This window comes from Massilia sp. CT11-108, from assembly GCF_047302915.1.
In the GTDB taxonomy this organism is placed as follows: Bacteria; Pseudomonadota; Gammaproteobacteria; order Burkholderiales; family Burkholderiaceae_D; genus Telluria; species Telluria orientalis.
In genome coordinates this window covers 1-3,253 of the sequence record NZ_JBKYMO010000571.1, presented here as the reverse complement: position 1 = coordinate 3,253, position 3,253 = coordinate 1, and the positions used below count along the sequence as shown (strand labels likewise).

The following is a 3,253-nucleotide window of genomic DNA, read 5'->3' as shown; positions in this document are numbered from 1 at the left end:
ACTCGGCGCCGATGCGCCGGCGCAGCAGCGCGTCGTCGTCCGCGCCGAGTAGACCCGCCAGCGCCATCTGGCCGAAAGCGGGCCGGAGTGCGCAGGCCGATGCGCACATCAGGGGCCACGAGAGGTCGCGGTGGGCGCCGGCGCCGCGCAGATCGACGAGACCCGGCTTCGGCGTCAGCATCGCTTCGTCGATCAGCGCCGCGACGGCGTGGTCGGCCAGCTCGTTTGCCAACCCTTGCGCGAGGGCGGGCGCGGCGTCGGAAGGAACCAGGATGGGATCGCGCGCGGTCATCACCAGCTCCTGAATTTCGCGGGCGGTTCGTACAGGCCGCCCGACCAGTCGACCAGTTCCGCGATGCTTTTCGCCGCCAGCAGCGAGCGGGTCGCATCGGCGCGGCGCACGCCCATGTCTTCCGGCAGCGCGATCAGGCCTTCGGCACGCATGCGCGCCGTCTGCTTCGGGTCGTGGGTGAGGCCGATCGGCGTGACGCCCGCGACCGCCGCCAGCATCGCCTTGCGTTCTTCGAGCGAGCGCGCCTTGTACAGGTAGGCGATGCCTTCTTCGGTGAGAACGTGGGTGACGTCGTCGCCGTAGATCATCACGGGCGCCAGCGGCATGCCGGACGTCTTGCCCACCTCGACGGCATCCAGCGATTCCACGATCGTGGGCTGGCTGCCGTCCTGGAACGTCTCGACCATCTGCACGACGAGCTTCTTGCCGCGGGCGAGCGGATCGTCCGTCTCCACGAGGTCGAGCCACGCCGGCGTCGGATGGCGGCGGCCGTGCGGGTCGTGGCCCATGTTGGGCGCGCCGCCGAAGCCCGTCAGGCGGCCGTGCGTCACGGTCGACGAGTTGCCCAGGCCATCCATCTGCAGGGTGGAACCGATGAACAGGTCGACCGCGTACTGGCCCGCGAGCTGGCAGAACGCGCGGTTCGAGCGCATGGAGCCGTCGCGGCCGATGAAGAACACGTCGGGGCGGGCGGCCGTGTATTTTTCCATGCCCAGCTCCGCGCCGAAGCAGTGCACGCTGTCGACCCAGCCCGATTCGATGGCGGGGATCAGCGTGGGGTGCGGGTTCAAGGTCCAGTTGCGGCAGATCTTGCCCTTCAGGCCCAGCCGCTCGCCGTACGTCGGCAGCAGCAGTTCGATCGCGGCCGTGTTGAAGCCGATGCCGTGGTTCAGCGACTGCACGTCGTGGCGCTCGTAGACGCCGCGGATCGCCATCATCCCCATCAGGATGTGCACGGGCTTGATGAGGCGCGGGTCGCGCGTGAACAGCGGTTCGATGTAGAACGGCTTGTCGGCGCGTACGACGTAGTCGACCCACGCGCCGGGGATGTCCACGCGGGGCAGGTCCTTCGGGTCGTCGACGATTTCGTTCACCTGCGCGATCACGATGCCGTCGCGGAAGGCGGCCGCTTCGACGAGCGCCGGCGTGTCTTCCGTGCTCGGTCCCGTGTACAGGTTGCCCTGGCGGTCCGCCATATAGCCGGCGACCATGACGACGTTCGGCGACAGGTCCACGTACAGGCGGGCATACAGCTCGATGTAGGTGTGCAGGGCGCCCACGGTGAGCGTGCCCTCCTGCAGGAATTGCGAGATGCGCAGGCTTTGCGCGCCGGCGTAGGCGAAATCGAGTTTGCTGGCGATGCCGCGCTCGAACAGGTCGAGGTGCTCCGGCAGGCTCACGCTGGGCATGATCATGTGCAGCCTGTTGATCCGGTCCGGATCGACCTGCACGAGGGCGCGGGCGAGGAAGTCCGCCTGCTTCTGGTTATTCCCCTCGAGGACGACGCGGTCGCCGCCGGCCAGCAGTAGTTCGAGCGCGTCCACGATGCGCGCGCTGTCCAGCACGGGGCCGTCGGCCAGGTGGCTCGCTGCCGCCATGCGCCGCGCCTTTTCCTGGCGCCGCGTGTCCCATCGGCGGGGAGTGTTGCTTTCCATGTTGTCTCCTTTGTATGGAAGGTAGGTCCAGCATAGAAAGGAGACGACCGCCCTACAATCAACGCGGCGGCGGAATGTTTACTCTGAGGTTAATGATTGCGGTATACTTTCCCGAGGAGCGGCGCGATGATCGACGAAGAGATTACTTTAAAGAAACTGGAAGTCTTCCTGGCCTTCATGCGCCTGCACAGCCTGGCGCGCGTGTCGGAAGAACTGGGCCAGAGCACGGTCAGCATCCACCGCGCGCTGCACTCGCTGGAAGAGGGATTGCGCTGTCCGCTGTTCCGGCGCGAAGGCAGGAGCCTCGCACCGCTGCCGGCCGCCTATGCGTTCGCCAAGCACGCGCAGCGCGCCGTCAGCGAAACGGAAGAGGGCGTGCGCAAGGTGCGCGAGCTGGCCGGCTTCGCGGGCGGCAGGCTGAAGATCGGGTCGCTGTATTCGCTTACACTGCGCTGCATCCCGCAACTGCTCATGGGCCTGAAGCTGCGCCGGCCCGAACTGCAGATCGACCTCACCCTTGGCTCGAACCAGGAATTGCTGCGCGGGCTGGACGAGGGTCGGCTGGACGCCATCGTGATCGGGCTGCAGGCGCCGCTCGACGATGCGCAGTTACTGGCAGTGCCGCTGTTCGAGGACGAGGTGCATCTTGCCGCGCCGCTGGGTTCACCGTACGCGAACCGTAGTCACGTGGATCTGCGCGACCTGGAGGGCGAAAAATTCATCACACTGGGAGGCGGTTTCGTCACGTCGGACAGTTTCGACCACGCGTTCCGCCAGGCCGGCTACACGCCGGAGACGATCATGCGGGTGTCCGACATCTTCTCGCTGATCAACCTGGTCAGCGGCGGCATGGGCTACAGCCTGCTGCCGGGCCGCGTGGCGGAATTCAGCACGCGCATCCAGCTGATCCCGCTCGATGCGCCGTACGCGTCGCACCAGACCATCAGCCTCCTGATCTCGAAGAGCCGCGAGCGCGATCCGAACCTGCTGGCGCTGGCGGCCGAGTGCCGGATGTACGGCAAGGGCCAGCGGCTCGGTGCCTAGTCGCGAAACAGCCCGGCACCTCGACGGGGCGGGCATTGTCCAGGCGGGAGGGCTGGAGGATTATATCGGCGGCGCCCGGTCGGCGCCGTAGGCGTGCACGCCGGGCACGGTCAACGTGACCATCGTGCCTTGGCGCGGGCCGCTGGCGATGTCCAGGCGGGCGCCGATGCGTGCCGCCCGTTCGCGCATGCCGATGAGGCCCCAGTGCCCGCGGTACCCTGCAAACCCGGCGCCGTCACGCGGCACCGGCTCGGGGAGGCCG

4 protein-coding genes are annotated in these 3,253 nt (G+C 67.6%); 1 reads left to right on the top strand and 3 read right to left on the bottom strand.

What is annotated here, in order from left to right:
- The coding region (locus ACEN88_RS27595) for a triphosphoribosyl-dephospho-CoA synthase (RefSeq protein WP_413344793.1) at window positions 1–292 on the bottom strand (292 nt) is incomplete at its 3' end.
- Window positions 292–1,947 carry a malonate decarboxylase subunit alpha gene (mdcA, locus tag ACEN88_RS27590; protein WP_413344791.1) on the bottom strand — a complete coding sequence of 552 codons (1,656 nt, stop codon included), beginning with the start codon at window positions 1,945–1,947 and terminating at the stop codon, window positions 292–294. The genes ACEN88_RS27595 and mdcA, both read right to left, overlap by 1 nt.
- 126 nt (window positions 1,948–2,073) lie before the next feature.
- Here mdcA and ACEN88_RS27585 point away from each other — a divergent pair, with 126 nt between their 5' ends.
- Window positions 2,074–2,991 (top strand): LysR family transcriptional regulator, encoded by a 918-nt coding sequence (locus tag ACEN88_RS27585; protein ID WP_413344789.1) that lies wholly within the window; start codon window positions 2,074–2,076, stop codon window positions 2,989–2,991.
- 60 nt (window positions 2,992–3,051) lie between these two features.
- Here the strand turns inward: ACEN88_RS27585 and ACEN88_RS27580 are convergent.
- Window positions 3,052–3,253 (bottom strand): hypothetical protein (locus ACEN88_RS27580; protein ID WP_413344788.1); only part of this gene is annotated, 202 nt, incomplete at its 5' end.

Coding starts and splice junctions, on each gene's coding strand:
- mdcA (WP_413344791.1), bottom strand. CDS start 1,947: ATGGAAAGCAACACTCCCCGCCGATGGGACACGCGGCGCCAGGAAAAG.
- ACEN88_RS27585 (WP_413344789.1), top strand. CDS start 2,074: ATGATCGACGAAGAGATTACTTTAAAGAAACTGGAAGTCTTCCTGGCC.